Source organism: Streptomyces sp. NPDC059832 (assembly GCF_042731715.1).
Classification (GTDB): Bacteria; Actinomycetota; Actinomycetes; order Streptomycetales; family Streptomycetaceae; genus Streptomyces.
Genome location: NZ_JBHWIY010000001.1, coordinates 190,011 through 208,081, shown reverse-complemented (window position 1 = coordinate 208,081; position 18,071 = coordinate 190,011). Strand labels below are relative to the sequence as shown.

The following is an 18,071-nucleotide window of genomic DNA, read 5'->3' as shown; positions in this document are numbered from 1 at the left end:
CAGCGCATCGCGTCTTTGGGAGTTTTTTCTCCGTATCGAGGGAAAACGCGAAGGGATTCAGGACGACATCAGGACCGACCCGATCTCAAGTCCGCATTATTCTCCTCAATACAACTCTTGACGCGAAGCTATTCCAGCCGGTGAGTGGCCTTCAACCCCTGAAGAGATCCGAGACCCCCCTATGAAGGCGGTCCGGATCGTTTCCCGAGTTTTTCTCTAGCGGGTTCCCGGGTTCCCGGGTTCCCGGGTTCCCGGGTTCATGTCCAGGCTGGGGCCGGAGTGCGGCGGGAGGCCGCGATCTCGGCGACCAGCTGGGCCAGTTCCAGGGACTGTTCGCGGTTGAGGCGCGGATCGCAGGCGGATTCGTAACGGGTGGCCAGGTCGTCGTGGCCGATTCCGGTAAGACCGCCGACGCACTCGGTGACGTCCTCGCCGGTCATCTCCAGATGGATTCCGCCGGGGTGGGTGCCGAGGGCGTGGTGGACGTCGAAGAATCCGGTGATCTCGTCGAGGACGGCGTCGAAGCCCCGGGTCTTGTGGCCGGAGGGTGCGGTGTACGTGTTGCCATGCATGGGGTCGGTGACCCAGCCCACGCGCGCACCGGAGGCGGCGACCTTTTCCACCAGGAGGGGCAGGTTCTCGCGTACGACCGTGGCCCCCATGCGCACGACGAAGGTGAGCCGGCCGGGCTCCTGGTCGGGGTCGAGCCGCTCGATCAGTGCCAGCAGTTCGTCGGGCTCGGCCGTCGGCCCGACCTTCACCGCCACCGGGTTGCGGATCCCGGCCAGGTAGGCGATGTGGGCTCCGTCGGGGTCGCGGGTGCGCTCGCCGGCCCAGAGCAGGTGACCGGATCCGGCGTACGGGCGGCGCGAGTACGGGTCGATGCGGGTCAGCGGCGTCTCGTAGTCGAGCAGCAACGCCTCGTGGGAGACGAACAGTTCCTCGGGTACGTGCCCCCGGGTCGTCGTGGGGCTGCCGCCGACCAGGGCACGGGCGAGGTTCAGGGTCGCCGCGGCGGCCTCGTGGGCACGCAGCATCCGGTGCGGGTCCGGGGTGCGGGCCGCCGCGGTGAACTCCTGTCCATTGACGGACTCGCCCCGGTACGAGGGGAGGGTGACTCCGTCGCGTACCTCGACGGCACTGGACCGGGGCTTGGCGTACTGCCCGGCCATCCGGGCGAGCACGACGACGGGCAGGGCGGTGCGGCCGGACAGCGCCGAAGCCATCCGGGAGAGGGTGTCGAGCCGGTTCTCGATGATGGACAGGGAGGTGTCGAGCGTTTCCGCACAGTCTCCGCCCTGGAGCAGCAGGGCCCGGCCTTCGGCCACCGCGGCCAGCCGGTGCTTGAGCAGGTCGCTCTCGCGCGGCATGACGAGCGGAAGGCTCGCCGCCAGGCGGTGCTTGACCGTGCGGAGCGCTTCGATGTCGGGCCAGCCGGGCTGCTGAGCGGCGGGGAGCTGGACATCGGGTCGCCGGACAACGGGTCGCTGAGCAACGGGTCTCTGGGCAACGGGGTGACGGACTGGGGAGGTATGCATCAGGCGGCCTCGTCATGTCGCAGGGAAGTCGCGTACGCCGGAGGGACCAGCAGGCACAGTGAGCGTCCTGCCGCGCGGATGAAAATCACCACACATTTGATCCAGGTGCCCTCGAATTCCGGTCGACGATTAATGGAATGGCTGCTCCGATGCCGCTCCGGTACTGCGTCGGTACTGCACCGATGCGGATTAGGGGACTGTCATGGACCCGTTGTTAGGGGTTGTCGGCCGCCCGCGCAGCCGCATAGCTTCCACCATTGAGGGCGATCATGGGTGCTTTTGATGACGCCGCCTGTCGGCCGCCGTGTCCGTAATCCATCGGCATCGATCCGGACAAAGCGTGATCGCCATGAGCGGACGAAGAGCGACGGTTCCTAAGAGGGCGGGAATTTTCCATGACGAGCGAAGAGAAACTGCTTGATCACCTGAAGTGGATGACCGCTGAGCTGCGCCAGGCGAAACAACGCCTGCGCGCAGTGGATTCGGGCGAGCAGGAGCCGATCGCGATCGTCGGAATGAGCTGCCGCTACCCGGGCGGGGTCGACTCCCCCGAGGCTCTGTGGCAGCTGGTGGCCTCGGGCACCGATGCCGTGGCGGCGTTCCCGCAGGACCGCGGCTGGGACCTGGGGGCGCTGACCGCCGCCGACCCGGACGGTCCGGGGGTCTCGATCAGCGCCGAGGGCGGTTTCCTGTACGGCGCCACGGAGTTCGACGCCGGGTTCTTCGGTATCTCCCCGCGCGAGGCGCTCGCGATGGACCCGCAGCAGCGGTTGATCCTTGAGTCCTCCTGGGAGCTCTTCGAGCGGGCCGGGATCGAGCCGGAGTCACTGCGCGGCAGCCGTACCGGCGTGTTCGTCGGCACGAACGGCCAGGACTACCCGACTCTCCTGCCGAACAGCGCCGAGAACGTCGAGGGCTATCTCGTCGTCGGCGGTTCGGCCAGTGTCATCTCCGGGCGCATCTCGTACACCCTCGGCCTCGAAGGACCGGCCGCGACGGTGGACACGGCCTGCTCGTCCTCCCTGGTGGCCCTGCACTGGGCGTGCCAGGCGCTGCGTGAGCAGGAGTGCTCGCTGGCCGCCGCGGGCGGTGTGGCGCTGATGTCGACGCCGGGCACCTTCCAGGAGTTCAGCCGTCAGCGTGCGATGGCCGCCGACGGCCGGTGCAAGGCGTTCGCGGACTCCGCGGACGGCACCGGCTGGGGCGAGGGCGTCGGCATGCTGCTGCTGGAGCGGCTCTCGGACGCGCAGCGCAACGGCCACAAGATCCTTGCCGTCGTACGGGGCTCCGCGGTCAACCAGGACGGCGCGAGCAGCGGCCTGACCGTCCCGAACGGCCCTGCTCAGCAACGGGTTATCCGGCAGGCGCTCGCCAACGCCGGACTGGGCGCGGGCGATGTGGACGTGGTCGAGGCGCACGGCACGGGTACGAAGCTCGGTGACCCGATCGAGGCGCAGGCCCTGCTCGCCACCTACGGCCAGGACCGCCCGGCGGGGCACCCGCTGTGGCTGGGCTCCCTGAAGTCCAACATCGGCCACACGCAGGCGGCGGCCGGTGTCGGCGGCATCATCAAGATGGTCATGGCCATGCGGCACGGGGTGCTGCCGCGAACCCTGCACGTCGACCGGCCTTCCACGCACGTCGACTGGTCGGCCGGCGCGGTGGAGCTGCTCACCGAGGAGCAGGCCTGGGACGCCCCGGGCCGTCCGCGTCGAGCCGGCGTCTCCTCGTTCGGCATGAGCGGCACCAACGCCCACGCCATCATCGAGGCTCCCCCGACCGACCCCTCCGACGCGCCTGCCGGGCCGTCCGCCGCCAAGCCGTCCGCCGCCGGGCCGTCCGCCGAGCGCGACGGTACGGCCGCCGGCCCGATGCCGTGGCTCATCTCCGGGCGCTCGCCGCAGGCTCTGCTGGACCAGGCGGACCGCCTGCGTACGCATGTACTCGACGCCCCGACGGCACCCGCCCTCGCCGACATCGGTCTCTCGCTGGCGCGGACGCGTACCGCGTTCGACCACCGGGCGGTCGTGATCGCCGACAGCACGTCGGACATGACGGACCGGCTGCAGGCCCTGGCCGGGGGCTCCCTGGACGGGGGCTCCGCGCCCGCCGGCACGGCCCGCGGCACGGTCGGCGGGTACGCCAAGCCGGTGTTCGTGTTCCCGGGGCAGGGTGCGCAGTGGTTCGGGATGGCGGTGGGTTTGCTGGAGTCCTCGCCGGTGTTTGCGGCGCGGATGGCGGAGTGTGCGGCTGCGTTGGAGCCGTATGTCGACTGGTCGTTGCTGGATGTTGTCCGTGGTGCGGAGGGCGCTCCGGGTCTGGATCGGGTGGATGTCGTTCAGCCGGTGTTGTGGGCTGTGATGGTGTCGCTGGCGGAGGTGTGGCGGTCGTTCGGGGTTCGTCCGGCGGCGGTTGTCGGTCACTCGCAGGGCGAGATCGCGGCTGCCGCTGTGGCGGGCGTCCTGTCGTTGGGCGATGCGGCGAAGGTGGTGGCTCTGCGGAGCCGGGCGATCATCGCGCTTGCGGGTCGTGGTGGCATGGTGTCGGTGGCCCAGCCCGCCGTGTGGGTGCGGGAGAGGATCGCGGCCTGGGACGGCCGGATCTCCATCGCCGCCGTCAACGGGCCTTCGTCCGTGGTCGTTTCGGGTGATCCGGAGGCCCTGGGCGAGCTGGTTGTCGACTGCCGGGCCAATGACATCCGCGCCCGCAGGATCGATGTGGACTACGCCTCGCACTCCGCGCACGTGGAGGAGATCGAGGCGGAGCTGGCGCGACTGCTCGCGGGTATCGCTCCGCAGGCCGGTGACACGGCCCTGTACTCGTCCCTCACCGGCGCCCTCCTCGACGGTACGGAGATGGGCGCCGGGTACTGGTACAACAACCTCCGCGAGACCGTCGAGTTCGAACAGGCCACCCGCGCCGCCCTCACCGACGGGCACAGCATCTTCATCGAGGTCAGCCCCCACCCGGTCCTCTCCCTCGGCCTCCAGGGCACCATCGAGGACGCCGACACCGACGCCGTAGCCCTCGGCACCCTCCGCCGCGACGAAGGCGGACTCGACCGGATGCTTCAGTCCGCCGCCGAGCTCTGGGTGCTCGGTGTGGACGTGGACTGGGGCACCCTCTTCGAGGGCACCGGTGCCCGTACCGTCGACCTGCCGACGTACGCCTTCCAGCGCGAGCGGTACTGGCCGCGCGCGGCCGAGTTCACCGGCGATGTCGCCTCGGTGGGCCTGGAGGGCGCGGAGCATCCGCTCCTGGGTGCCGTGCTGGACCTGCCGGGCCCGGGTGGTGTGGTGCTGACCGGCCGACTGGCGGTCCGTACGCACGGCTGGCTCGGCGATCACGTGGTCGACGGGCGAGTGCTGGTGCCGGGCACGGCTCTGGTCGAGATGGCGGTCCGGGCCGGGGACCAGGTCGGTCACGGCACCGTGTCCGAACTCGTCCTGGAATCCCCGCTGGTGCTGCCGGAGAGCGGCGCGGTCGTCGTCCGGGTGGTCGTCGGCGCGGAGGGCGAGGACGGCGTCGGATCCGGCGCGCGCCCGCTGACGGTGTACGGGCAGGCCGAGGGCGCGGAGGCATGGATCCGCCACGCGGCCGGCGTGCTGACCGCAGCTGTCGGGGGCGGCACGGAGCAGCCGACGGACGCGTCCTGGGCCGCTGTGTGGCCACCGCGCGACGCCGAAGCGGTGGACGTCTCCGACTTCTACGCGGAGCCGGCGGCGACGGGCTACGGCTACGGCTACGGCCCGGCGTTCCAGGGCCTGCGGGCGGTGTGGCGGCGTGCGGGCGAGGTGTTCGCGGAGGTCGCTCTGGACGAGGAGACGGTCGGCCAGGCGGGCCGGTTCGGCCTGCATCCGGCGCTGCTCGACTCCGCCCTGCACGCGGTGGGTGCGGGCGAGCTGTTCCCGGGCGAGGCCGGGCTGCAACTGCCGTTCGCCTGGGAGGGTGTGGAGCTGTACGCGGCGGGCGCCTCGGCGCTGCGGGTGCGGCTGGCATCGGCGGGGGGCCAGGCCGTCTCGGTCGAGGCTGCCGACGGTGCCGGTGCCCTGGTCGCCGCGGTCCGGTCCCTGGCCTTCCGGCCCGTGAGCGCGGACCAGCTGCGGGCGGCGGAGAACCAGGCGGCGGCCGAGTCGCTGTTCCGCCTGGAATGGGTCCCGGCCGCGGGCGCTCCGGCGATCGACCAGAACACGGATTGCGGGTTGCGGATCCTGACGGTCCCCAGTGCACAGAACGGTGCGCCGGTCCTCCCGGGCCTGCGCGAACGGATCGTCCACGTACTGGCCCGGCTTCAGGAGTGGCTGGCGGCGGAGAGCGAGACGGATGCCCGCCTGGTCGTGGTGACCCGGGGCGCGGTGGCCGTGGCGGGTGGCGAGATCCAGGACATGGGAGCGGGCTCCGTGTGGGGTCTGGTGCGTTCCGCCCAGACGGAGAACCCGGGTCGGATTGTCCTGGTCGACGTCGATGCCGATGTCGACGCCTGCGAGGGTCTGGTTGGTGTGGCTGGGTTGGGTGAGCCGCAGGTTGTGGTGCGTGAGGGTCGGTTGTTCGTGCCTCGGTTGGTGCGGGCGGCGGTTGGTGGTGGGTTGGTGGTTCCGTCGGGTGTGGCGGAGTGGTCGTTGCAGAGTATGGGCAAGGGGACGCTGGAGAATCTGGCGTTGTTGCCGGTGGAGCGGTCCGGGCTGGTCCGGGGTGAGGGCTTGGCCGAGGGGCAGGTGCGGGTCGATGTACGGGCGGCCGGGGTCAATTTCCGTGATGTGCTGAACGCTCTGGGGATGTATCCGGGTCCTGAGGTGCCGATGGGTGCCGAGGGTGCGGGTGTGGTCGCCGAGGTGGGTCCGGGAGTATCGGGGTTGCGTCCGGGCGACCGGGTGATGGGTCTCTTCTCCGGCTCGTTCGGCCCCAGCGCGGTCACCGAACACCGCATGCTCGCCCCGATCCCCGACGACTGGTCGTACGTCCAGGCGTCCACGGTCCCCTCCGTCTATCTGACCGCCTACTACGGACTGGTGGACCTCGCACAGGTGCGGCCGGGTGAGTCGGTGCTGGTGCATGCGGCGTCCGGGGGTGTGGGTACGGCGGCGGTGCAGCTGGCCCGGCATCTGGGTGCCGAGGTGTACGGCACGGCGAGTGAGGCGAAGTGGCCGGTGCTGGCCGCGATGGGTATCCCCGCCGAGCGGATCGCCTCCTCCCGGACCCTCGACTTCGCGGAGGCGTTCGCTGCGGAGACGGGTGGGCGGGGGGTGGATGTCGTACTGAACTCCCTGGCTGGGGAGTTCGTCGACGCCTCGCTCGGTCTGCTGCCGCGCGGCGGCCGGTTCCTGGAGATGGGCAAGACCGACATCCGGGATGCGGCGGCGGTGGCACAGAGCCACGAAGGCGTGCGGTACCAGGCTTTCGAGTTGCTGGATGCGGGGTTGGACCGGCTTCAGGGGATGTTGCTGGAGTTGCTGGGGCTGTTCCGGGAGGGTGTGCTGAGCCTGCCGCCGGTGCGGGCGTGGGACATCCGTCAGGCTCCGGAAGCGTTGCGGTACATGAGCCAGGCCCGTCACGTGGGCAAGGTCGTCGTGACGATGCCACGTACCCCCGATCCTGCGGGTACGTACCTGGTCACGGGTGCCACGGGCACCCTGGGCGGCCTGGTCGCCCGCCACCTGGTCACCGCGCGCGGCGTACGCAGCCTCCTGCTCCTCAGCCGCCGGGGCGCCGACGCCCCGGGCGCGGCCGAGCTGGTCGCGGAGCTGGAAGCGGCCGGCGCCCGGGTGTCCCTGGTGGCCTGCGACGCATCCGACCGCGACGCACTGGCCGCCGCACTGGCCACCGTCCCCGCCGCACACCCCCTCACCGGAATCGTCCACACCGCCGGAGTCCTGGACGATGGAGTGATCTCCGAACTGGACGCCGACCGGATCGACACGGTCCTGCGCCCCAAGGCCGACGCCGCCTGGAACCTCCACGAACTCACCCTCCACCACCACGAACTCGCCGAGTTCATCCTCTTCTCCGGAGGGGCGGGCACGTTCGGTGGTCCGGGGCAGGGCAACTACGCCGCGGCGAACGTGTTCCTCGATGTGCTGGCCCAGTACCGGCAGGCCCGGGGCCTGCCCGCCACAGCCGTGGCCTGGGGCATGTGGGAAGAGCGCAGCGGCATGACGGCGCACCTCGGTGACGCCGAGATCGCCCGCATGACCCGGACCGGCATGCAACCGCTGCCCACCGACCACGGCCTCGCCCTGCTGGACGCGGCCACCACCACGGGGCACGCGCTGCTCGTCGCCGCGCGCCTGGACCTGGCCGCCATGCGCCGGCACGGCGAAACCTCGGGTACGGGCGTACCGCCGCTGTTCCAGGCACTGGTACGGGCTCCCGCGCGCCGCTCCCTCGGTGCGGGGAAGGCCGTCGAGGCGTCCTCGCTCGCCCAGCAGCTCGCCGCCCTGCCCGCCGAACAGGCCCAGCACACCCTGCTGGACCTCGTCCGCACCCACGTCGCCGCCGTACTCGGACACGCCTCCGCCGACACCGTCCACACCGGCAAAGCCTTCCGCGAACTCGGCTTCGACTCCCTCACCGCCGTCGAAATCCGCAACCGACTCAACACCGCCACCGGCCTCCGCCTGCCGACGACCCTGGTCTTCGACTACCCGACCCCAGCCGTCCTCGCCGACCACCTGTACTCCGAACTGGTCGGCTCCGGACCCGGCGCGACCCCGGCCGGCGCTGCGGCAGTGCCTGGCACGGGTACGGCGGACGACCCGATCGCCATCATCGGCATGGGCTGCCGGTTCCCGGGCGGGGTCCGCTCACCGCAGGACCTGTGGCAGCTCCTCACCGACGGCCGCGACGCCATCGGCGGCGTACCGCTCGACCGCGAATGGGACCTGGACGTGTTCCGGCACACGGAGGGCGACAGCCAGGGCACCTCGTACGTGGGCGAGGGCGGCTTCCTGCGCGACGCCGGACAGTTCGATCCGGCCTTCTTCGGGATCTCGCCGCGCGAGGCCTTGGCCATGGACCCCCAGCAGCGACTCCTCCTCGAAACCTCCTGGGAGACCTTCGAGAACGCGGGCATCAACCCGGTCGACGTACGCAGAACCCGTACCGGGGTGTACGCGGGCGCAGCTGCCTCGGGATACGGCGGCGCGACCCGGAGCCGGCCGAACGGCTTCGAGGGCCATCTGCTGACCGGCACCGCAGGCAGCGTCGTCTCGGGCCGCATCTCGTACGCCCTGGGCCTGGAAGGCCCCGCGATGACCGTGGATACGGCGTGCTCGTCGTCGCTGGTCGCCCTGCACATGGCCGTCCAGGGACTGCGCAACGGTGAGTGCACGATGGCCCTCGCGGCCGGAGTGATGGTGATGGGAACGCCCACGTCCTTCGTGGAGTTCAGCCGGCAACAGGCGCTGGCCACGGACGGCCGGTGCAAGGCGTTCGCGGAGGCCGCGGACGGCTTCGGGCTGGCCGAAGGGGTCGGCGTGCTGCTTCTGGAGCGGTTGTCGGAGGCGCGGCGTCTGGGGCATGAGGTGCTGGCCGTGGTGCGTGGTTCGGCGGTCAACCAGGACGGTGCCTCGAACGGTCTGACGGCTCCGAACGGTCCCTCGCAGCAGCGGGTGATCCGCCAGGCCCTGGCCAACGCCGGACTGACCACCGCCGATGTGGACGTGGTCGAGGCACACGGCACGGGCACGAAGCTCGGCGACCCGATCGAGGCCCAGGCCCTGCTCGCCACCTACGGCCGCGAACGGCCCCAGGACAAACCGCTCCTGCTCGGCTCCATCAAGTCGAACATCGGCCACACCCAGGCCGCCGCCGGCGTCGCCGGCGTCATGAAGATGGTCCTGGCCATGCGCAACGGCGTCCTCCCGCAGACCCTCCACATCGACACACCCTCCACCCACGTCGACTGGACCCAGGGCGAGATCGAACTCCTCACGGAGCACACGCCGTGGCCCGAGACCGGCGCCCCTCGCCGGGCCGGAGTGTCCTCGTTCGGCATGAGCGGGACGAACGCCCACCTGATCCTGGAAGAGGCCCCGCGCACCGAGTCCGCGACGCCGTCCGTCGCGTCTCCGGTGGCGGTGCCGTGGGTCCTGTCGGGCAAGTCGGAGGCCGCGCTGCGGGCCCAGGCCGGGAAACTCCTCGACCGCATACGCGAGGACACCGACACCTCCCTCACCGACATCGGCTACTCACTCGCCCTCACCCGCTCCCACTTCGACCACCGCGCAGCCGTCGTAGCCACCCACCACAACGACTTCCTCACCGCCCTCGAAAACCTCACCCACGGCCGCGCAGCAACCAACACCACCACCGCCCAAACCCAACCCTCACCCCGCCCCGTATTCATCTTCCCCGGCCAGGGCGCCCAATGGGCCGGGATGGCGGTGGGCCTGCTGGACTCCTCGCCGGTGTTCGCGGCGCGGATGGCCGAATGCGCGGCTGCGCTGGAGCCGTACGTCGACTGGTCGCTGATCGACGTCGCACGCGGCGTGGACGGCGCCCCCGGCCTGGACCGCGTCGACGTCGTCCAGCCCGTCCTGTGGGCCGTGATGGTCTCCCTCGCCGAGGTGTGGCGGTCCTACGGCGTCGAACCGGCCGCCGTCATCGGTCACTCGCAGGGCGAGATCGCCGCAGCCGCTGTGGCGGGCATTCTGTCGCTGGGGGATGCGGCGAAGGTGGTGGCCCTGCGCAGTCAGGCGATCGTCGCGCTTGCGGGTCGTGGTGGCATGGTGTCGGTGGCGCAGCCCGCCGCTTGGGTGCGGGAGAAGATCGCGGCCTGGGACGGCCGGATCTCCATCGCCGCCGTCAACGGGCCTTCGTCCGTGGTCGTTTCGGGCGACCCGGAGGCCCTGGACGAGCTGGTCACCGACTGCCGGGCCCACGAGATCCGCGCCCGCAAGGTGGACGTGGACTACGCCTCGCACTCCGCCCACGTGGAGGAGATCGAGACCGAGCTCGCCCGGCTCCTCGCGGGCATCACCCCGCAGACCGGCGGCGTGACCCTGTACTCCTCCCTCACCGGCGCCCTCCTCGACGGTACGGAGATGGGTTCCGGGTACTGGTACAACAACCTCCGCGAGACCGTCGAGTTCGAACAGGCCACCCGCACCGCCCTCGCCGACGGCCACACCGTCTTCATCGAGGTCAGCCCCCACCCCGTCCTCTCCCTCGGCCTCCAGGGCACCATCGAGGACACCGCCACCGACGCCGCAGTCCTCGGCACCCTGCGCCGCGACGAAGGCGGCCTCGACCGCATCCTGACCTCCCTCACCGAAGCCCACGTCCACGGCACCACCATCGACTGGACAACCGTCTTCACCCACACCGGCGCCACCCGCACCACCCTCCCCACCTACGCCTTCCAACGCACCCACTACTGGCTCAAGGACGAGCCCGAGGCCCCCGCCGCCACCTCCGTACCGGCCGAACAGTCCACCGCGGAGGCGGAGTTCTGGAAGGCCATCGAGGATGGTGACGCCGAGGCGCTCGCTCGGCAGCTGGACGGTGTCGACGCCGGACCGCTGAGTGCCGTACTGCCGGCGCTGGCCACCTGGCGGCGGACCGCCACCGCCCTCGCCACCCTGGACACGTGGCGGTACCGGATCACCTGGAAGCCGTTGGTGTCCTCGGGTGTCCCCGGCGCCCTTTCCGGCGCGTGGCTGCTGATCGTGCCCGAGGCGCTGGCCGACAGTGCGCTGGTGGCCGGCTGCACACGGCAGCTGGCCGAACGAGGCGCCCGGGTGGTGCCGTTGGTGCTCACCGAGCACCAGAGCGACCGGGCGGGCATCGCCAAGGCACTCACGGCGCTCGGCGACACGGACGCGTCCACTTCCGCTTCCACTTCCGCGTCCATGTCCACTTCCGCGCCCGCGTCCGCGTCCGCCTACACCGGTGCGCTGTCGCTGCTGGCACTGGACGAGAGGGCCGGCACGGCTCTGGGGACGGAGCTCCCGGCCGCGACCACCCACACGCTCGCGCTCGTGCAGGCTCTCGACGACACCGCCGTGCGAGCACCGCTGTGGTGCCTCACCAGTGGCGGCGTCCAGATTGGACGGACCGGTTACAGCGATCCGGCAAGCAGTCCGGCGCAGGCACAGCTGTGGGGCATGGGCCAGGCCATAGCCCTTGAGGCGCCGGGAAGTTGGGGCGGTCTCATCGACCTGCCCGACGCGGCGGCGGAAGGGGGCGACGCATTGGTGGCGGAGCGGATGTGTGCCGTGCTGTCCGGTGGTTACGGGGCCGAGGACCAGGTCGCGGTGCGCGGCGAGGGCGTCTTCGCCCGCAGGATCGGCCGGGCGTCGCTGGGCGAGGGCGTACGCCGTTTCGAGCCCCGTGGCTCCGCCCTGGTCACCGGCGGCACCGGCGCCGTCGGCGGGCATGTCGCCCGCTGGCTGGCCGCCGAGGGTGCCGAACACATCGTGTTGACGAGCCGCCGGGGTCCGGACAGTCCGGGAGCGGCCGAGCTGGTGGAGGAGCTGGCTCTGGCCGGTGCCTCCGCGACGGTCGTGGCCTGTGACGTGGCCGACCGGGACCAGGTCGACGCGCTCGTCGAGCGGCTGCGGGTGGAGGGCCGCCCGGTGGGCAGCGTCTTCCACACGGCGGGCGTGGACGACACGGCTGCCGTGCAGGACACGGACGCGGACGCCTATGCGACCGTCCTGTCCGGCAAGGTCAACGGCGCCCTCCACCTCGACGAGGCACTGGGTGATTCCGTGGACGCCTTCGTCCTCTTCTCGTCGATCTCCGGGGTGTGGGGCAATGCCCGGCACTCGGCGTACGCGGCGGCGAACGCGTCCCTGGACGCGCTGGCCCACCGGCGCCGGTCGCAGGGCCGGTCCGCGACCTCCGTCTCCTGGGGCTGGTGGCAGGGCGACGGGCTGGCCGGTGGCGCCGGTGTCGGGGGAGCGCTCAGCGGCCTCGGCCTGACGGCGATGGCACCGGAACTCGCGGTGTCCGCGATGCGGCAGGCCGTCGAGCACGGGGAGACGGCGGTCGTCGTCGCCGACATCGACTGGCGGGACTTCGCCCCGGCGTTCACCGGGCTGCGCCCGAGCGCGCTGATCGGTGATCTGCCGGAGGTGCGCGGTGCGGTGCGTGCGGAGGACGGCGCGGAGGCGGACGGCAGTCAGGACACCGCGCAGGACGCGGCGACCGCGCTCCGTGCCGAACTGGCCGAACTTCCCGGGCCCGAGCAGGAGTACACGCTGCTCGAACTGGTACGGGATCACGCGGCGGCGGTGCTCGGCCTGGCGGGGCCCTCCGACGTCCGGCCCGACAAGCCCTTCCGGACCCTCGGCTTCGACTCGCTGACCGCGGTGGACCTGAGGAACCGGATCACCCGGTCCACGGGTCTGCGGCTGCCCGCCGCGCTGGTCTTCGACCACCCGACCCCTGTGGTACTCGCCGCTTTCCTGCGGACGAAGTTCGACCTGCCGGTGGCAACCGGCGCCGCGGAGCCGGTGCCTGTTCCGGTGCCCGTTCCGGCAACAGCTCCGGCCCCGGCCGTGGCGGCAGACGACTCGATTGACGACATGGACGCCGAACGCCTGATCCAGCTGGCTCTGGGAGACAACGGCTCATGATGACGTGCGAAATGTGGAGTGCATGATGGCTACTTCGGCGGACAAGGTTCTCGAGGCTCTGCGGGCGTCGGTCAAGGAGACCGAGCGGCTGCGGAAGGAGAACGCCCGGATCACCGAGGCGGCCCGGGAGCCCATTGCGATCATCGGTATGAGCTGCCGGTACCCCGGCGGTGTAGCGAGCCCCGAGGACTTGTGGCGGCTGGTGGACGAGGGCCGCGACGCGGTGGGCCCCTTCCCGGCCGACCGGGGGTGGGACATCGACGCCCTGTACGCGACGAGCCCTGCGGGCTCGGGTGCGTACGAGGGGGGCTTCGTCCCCGATGCCGCCGAGTTCGACGCCGGGTTCTTCGGGATCTCGCCGCGTGAGGCGCTCGCCATGGACCCGCAGCAGCGGCTGCTGCTGGAGGCCGCCTGGGAGGCGGTCGAGCGGGCCGGAGTGGCTCCGTCGGCGCTGCGCGGCACCCGTACCGGTGTGTTCGCCGGTGCGGCGGTCTCCGGGTACGAGAACAAGCTGCAGAACGCGTCCGAGGACGTCGAGGGCTACTTCCTGACCGGTACGGCGGGCAGCGTGGTCTCCGGCCGCATCGCCTACACCCTCGGGCTGGAGGGCCCGGCGGTCACGGTCGACACGGCCTGCTCGTCGTCGCTGGTCGCACTCCACATGGCCGTCCAGGCACTGCGGTCCGGCGAGTGCGAGCTCGCGCTCGCCGGTGGTGTCGCCGTGATGGCGGTGCCGGAGGCGTACGCCGAGTTCAGCAAGCAGGGCGGGCTCGCCGTCGACGGACGCTGCAAGTCCTTCGCCGCGGCCGCCGACGGAACGGGCTGGGCCGAGGGCGTCGGTGTGCTGCTCGTCGAGCGGCTCTCGGACGCGGTGCGCAACGGGCATCAGGTACTGGCCGTCGTGCGCGGTACGGGGGTCAACCAGGACGGTGCCTCCAATGGGCTGACCGCCCCGAACGGCACGGCCCAGCAGCGGGTCATCCGCCAGGCCCTGGCCAACGCGGACCTGGCGTCGGCGGAGGTCGACGCGGTCGAGGCGCACGGCACGGGCACCGTGCTGGGCGACCCGATCGAGGCGCAGGCCCTGGTGGACACGTACGGGCAGGAGCGCTCGGCGGGACGGCCGCTGTGGCTCGGCTCGATGAAGTCCAACATGGGTCACGCGCAGGCCGCTTCGGGTGTGGCCGGTGTGATCAAGATGGTCATGGCGATGCGTCATGGTGTGCTGCCGCAGACGCTGCACGTCGACGAGCCGACCCCGCACGTCGACTGGGCGGCGGGCGAGGTGGAGCTGCTCACCGAGGCGCGTGCCTGGCCGGAGACCGGCCGGCCGCGCCGGGCCGCCGTGTCGTCCTTCGGTGTGAGCGGCACCAACGCGCACATCATCGTCGAGCAGGCGCCCGAACCGGTGTCCGCCCCGGATGGTGCGGATGCGGGTCCGGGTCCGGCAGGCTCGTCGGTCCCCGTGCACCCGTGGCTCGTGTCCGGTGCGTCCGCGCAGGGTCTCGCGGCCCAGGCGGAGCGGCTGCTGACGCATCTCACGGCAGACGGTGCCGGGAACGCGGAGCAGGACCGGCGCGACGGAACGGGCAGCGTCCTCGACCTGGGCTTCTCGCTGGCCACCGGCCGGTCGGCGCTGGAGCACCGGGCCGCCGTGCTGGGCGAGGACCGGAAAACGCTGCTGGACGGCCTGCGGGCGCTGGCCCGGGGCGAGAACGCGCCAGGCACGGTGCGCGGTCTGGCGGTGCCGGGCCGGCTCGGCCTGATGTTCTCCGGACAGGGTTCGCAGCGACCCGGCATGGGCCGGGGCCTGTACGAGGCGTACCCGGTGTACGCCGAGGCCTTCGACGCGGTGTGCGCCGAGCTCGACCGGGGTCTGGCGGGGCATGTCGAACTGCCCGTGCGCGAGGTCGTGTTCTCGGAGCCGGGCAGCGTTGAGGCGGCGCTGCTCGATGCCACGGTGTACACGCAGGCGGGTCTGTTCGCTGTCGAAGTGGCGCTGTTCCGCCTGGTCAGCTCCTGGGGTGTCACCCCCGATCACCTGCTCGGGCACTCGGTCGGCGAGATCACGGCCGCCCATGTGGCGGGTGTGCTCACGCTTGAGGACGCGTGTGCGCTGGTCGCCGCCCGCGGCCGGCTCATGCAGGCGCTGCCCGCGGGCGGCGCGATGGTGTCCGTGCAGGCCACCGAGGAAGAGGTGGCCGGGCTTCTCGACGGTCGTGCGGATGTGTCGGTCGCCGCGGTCAACGGGCCGCGCGCCGTGGTGATCTCGGGTGCCGAGGAAGCCGTGCTGGAGATCGCCGCCACCCTCGGCGAGCAGGGCCGAAAGACGCGGCGGTTGCAGGTCAGCCATGCCTTCCACTCCCCGCTCATGGAGCCCATGCTCGACGAGTTCCGCCGGGTCGCGGAGAGCCTGACGTTCCACCCGCCCCGGCTGTCGGTCGTCTCCAACGTGACCGGCCGCATGCTGCGTTCGCAGGAGGTCCGCGACCCGGGGTACTGGGTGCGCCACGTCCGCGAGGCCGTCCGCTTCGCCGACGGCGTGCGGACGCTCGCCGACCAGGGCGTCACCGCGTTCCTCGAACTCGGACCGGGCGGCGTACTGACCGCCATGGGCCAGGCCAGTGTCGCCGACGTGGAGACGGCGGAGGGCGCGGGGAGCGCCGGGAGCACGGGGAGCGCCGACTCCGTCGCCTTCGTGGCCGCCCTGCGCAAGGACCGGCCCGAGCCCCACGCGATCACCGCCTCGCTCGCCGCGCTGCATGTCCGGGGCACGGCCGTGGACTGGGCGGCCTTCTACGCCGGAACGGGCGGCCGCCGGGTGGACCTCCCGACGTACGCCTTCCAGCGGCAGCGATTCTGGCCGACTCCGAGCGCCGCTCAGGACGCGGCCGAGGTACTGGCCACCTTCCGTAACGAGGCCCGTTTCTGGGAAGCGGTGGAACGCGAGGACCTCACCGCCCTCGCCGACGCCATGCGCCCCGTGGACGTCGACCCGCTGGCCGCCGCGCTGCCCGCGCTGGCCGCGTGGCGTCGCCGCAACCGCGATCTCGACATCGTCGACGGGCTGCGCCACCGCATCGACTGGAAGCCGGCCGCCACGGCTGCCACGGCCGGCCCGGCTTCTCCGGTGGGCGACTGGCTGGTCCTGACGCCCACCCGGACTGCGTACGCGGCACTCGCCGACCGGGTGGCGCAGGCGCTCCGGGACCGGGGCGCCTCGGTCACCTCTCTCGACGTCGACCCCCAGGGCCTGGACCGCGCGTCGCTCGCGGACCTCCTGGCCGGGCACGTGGCGGGCAGGCAGGCAGGCGTGCTCTCGCTGCTGGCACTCGCCGCGGACGACTCCGACAGCTTCGAAGGCTCCGACAATTCCGGCGGCTCCAACGGCTCGGACGACGCGTTCGCGATCGGCTCCGTCCCCGCCGGTACCCGTGCGACCGTGCTCCTCGCCCAGGCGCTCGGTGACGCCGGTCTCGACGCCCCGCTGTGGATCGCCACCCACGGCGCGGTCACCATCGGCCGCTCCGAGTCCCTCCACCAGCCCGCGCAGGCGCCCCTTTGGGGCCTCGGCCGGGTCATCGGGCTGGAACACGGCGAGCGCTGGGGCGGTCTGATCGACCTGCCCGCCGAGCTCGACGAGCGCGCCGCCGAGCGGCTGTGCGCGGCCCTCGCCGACGGCACCGAGGACCAGATCGCACTGCGGTCCTCCGGCCTGTTCGTACGCCGTCTCGCCCACGACCCGCGCAGCACCACCCCGGCAGGGCGCCCCGCGTTCGTCCCGCGCGGCACGGCGCTGATCACCGGCGGTACGGGCGCCCTGGGCGCACACACCGCCCGCTGGCTCGCCGCGAACGGCGCCGAGCGGATCATCCTGACCAGCAGGCGTGGCCCCGAGGCCCCCGGCGCGGCCGAACTGGTCGCCGAACTCGGCACGCTGGGCGCCCCGGCGACCGTCGTCGCCTGCGACGTGTCCGACCGGGAGTCCCTGGCGGCGCTGCTGGAGTCCGTACGGACGGACGGTGGCCCGGCCCTGCGCTCGGTGTTCCACACGGCCGGCATCGCCAGCGACACCCCGCTGACCGACATCGACCTCGGCACGTTCGGGGACGAGATACGGGCGAAGGCGGCCGGCGCCGCCTACCTGGACGACCTGCTCCGCGACCAGGACGACGCGATCGATGCGTTCGTCCTGTTCTCCTCCATCTCCAGCGTCTGGGGCAGCCGCGGCCAGGGCGCGTACGCCACCGGCAACACCTATCTCGACGCGCTCGCCCAGCGGCGCCGCGAACGCGGCGCCGCCGCGACCTCCGTCTCCTGGGGTGCGTGGGGCGGTGGCGGTCTCGCCGACGGCCGCGAGGGCGAGCGGCTGGCGCGACGCGGCATCCGCACCATGTCCCCCGAGCACGCCATCGGCGCGCTCAAGCACGCCCTCGACCACGACGACACCCATGTGGCCGTCGCCGATGTCGACTGGGACCGCTTCCTTCCGGCGTTCACCGCGACCCGCCCGCGACCGCTGCTCGGCGACCTTCCGGAAGCCCTCGCCCTGGCCGCCGGGGAATCCGCGGACCTCGCGTCCGGCGGTGAGGCGCACGACAGCCGGTCCCGGCTGCGCGACCGGCTGGCCGGGCTCTCCCCGGCCGACCGTACGGCGCTGCTCATGGAACTCGTACAGACCGAGGCGGCCGCAGTACTCGGCCACGGCACCGTCGACGAGATCCGCCCCGACCGCGCCTTCCGTGACCTGGGTTTCGACTCCCTCACCGCGGTCGACCTGCGCAACCGGCTGGTGCAGGAGACCGGCGTACGGCTGCCCAGCACCCTGGTGTTCGACCACCCCAACCCGACCGCGCTGGCCCGTTTCATCGAGTCCGAACTCCTCGTGACGGGCACGGTCCCCGGCGGGGACGCGGCGGCCGTGGCAGGGGCGGGCGACGACGACGAGCCGATC

3 protein-coding genes (1 of these 3 only partly in view) are annotated in these 18,071 nt (G+C 72.0%); 2 read left to right on the top strand and 1 reads right to left on the bottom strand.

Annotated features, from left to right (window positions below):
• Positions 1 to 257: 257 nt before the first annotated feature.
• Entirely contained in the window at positions 258 to 1,538 is a 1,281-nt protein-coding gene (locus tag ACFV8T_RS00755) for a 3-deoxy-7-phosphoheptulonate synthase (protein WP_385323017.1), read from the bottom strand.
• Between the two features lie 413 nt (positions 1,539 to 1,951).
• On the opposite strand from ACFV8T_RS00755, the gene ACFV8T_RS00750 reads away from it, so the two are divergent.
• Both ACFV8T_RS00750 and ACFV8T_RS00745 read left to right on the top strand, forming a co-directional pair.
• Positions 1,952 to 13,117 (top strand): type I polyketide synthase, encoded by an 11,166-nt coding sequence (locus ACFV8T_RS00750; protein ID WP_385323620.1) that lies wholly within the window; start codon positions 1,952 to 1,954, stop codon positions 13,115 to 13,117.
• Positions 13,118 to 13,142: 25 nt separating this feature from the next.
• A protein-coding gene (locus ACFV8T_RS00745) for a type I polyketide synthase (RefSeq protein WP_385323617.1) crosses the window boundary here: on the top strand, positions 13,143 to 18,071 show its 5' end (the start). Its footprint extends 24,774 nt past the window's final position; only the first 4,929 of its 29,703 coding nucleotides appear in the window; the start codon lies at positions 13,143 to 13,145; its stop codon lies beyond the right edge, outside the window.

Coding starts and splice junctions, on each gene's coding strand:
- ACFV8T_RS00755 (WP_385323017.1), bottom strand. CDS start 1,538: ATGCATACCTCCCCAGTCCGTCACCCCGTTGCCCAGAGACCCGTTGCT.